At 46.4% G+C, this 974-nt stretch carries 1 protein-coding gene; it reads right to left on the reverse strand.

Annotation, left to right across the window (positions count from 1 at the left end):
* Positions 1–41: 41 nt before the first annotated feature.
* Positions 42–974: lysine-sensitive aspartokinase 3 (lysC, locus tag R7E78_RS24835; protein ID WP_318058436.1), on the reverse strand; the 933-nt coding region annotated here is incomplete at its 5' end.

A 974-nucleotide genomic window follows, 5' to 3' on the forward strand; every position in this document is an offset into this window, starting at 1 on the left:
TTTTGAACCACGGTAGTGGGCACTTGAGGAACAAACCAATGTTATTGTTCGAAGAGCTCTGTATGCAGCTTCTGAATGGCTTGCTTTGCCACCGACTCATTCACAAGGAAGCACAGATTATGAGGGCTTGCTCCATAACAGATCATGCGTAAGTTCAAATCTTCTAGCGTACCAAACACTTGCTTCGCATAGCCTTTACGTTCACTCATCTTGTTACCAATCAAGGCTACCAAACAAAGGTCATGTTCTACTTCGACCTTACACACCTCTTCCAATTCTTCACGTGCTGCTTGAGGAAGTTGTGGTGCGCCTCCTGAGGTATCAGTTTGATCCAGTGTGAGTGACACACTGATTTCTGATGTGGTGATAAGGTCTACCGAAATTTTGTGCTTGGCAAAAATCTCAAATACTTTTGCTAAGAAGCCGTACGCAAGGAACATGTTCGCACTACGTATAGTGACCATCGTTTGATTACAACGCAGAGCGAGGGCGCGGAACAGTGGTGAGCTTTCGACTTGATGACGAATCCACGTGCCGCCTTTTTCTGGTTCTTTGGATGAGCCAACAAAAACCGGGATATCATGGCGCAGAGCAGGGACCAGTGTTGATGGGTGTAATATTTTCGCGCCAAAGTTAGCCATTTCAGAGGCTTCACTAAAACTGATCTCTGGGATTGGTGATGCTTTTGGTGCGATGCGAGGATCGGTCGTGTAAATACCAGGAACATCTGTCCAAATTTCAAGTCCAGATGCTTTCACACCTTCAGCAATCAAGGCTGCACTGTAGTCGCTACCACCACGGCCTAACGTTGTTGTATTGCCTTCTTCGTCAGAGCCAATGAAGCCCTGTGTGATGACGACAGAACCAAGACATAAAGGGATAAGCTTCTCTTGGGCTAGTTGAGCAATGGCTTCGATATTCGGTTCTGCGCGACCAAAGTTGTCGTCGGTTCTTAGCACTTCACGAATATCAAA

The sequence above is a fragment of the Vibrio sp. YT-19(2023) genome (assembly GCF_033337395.1).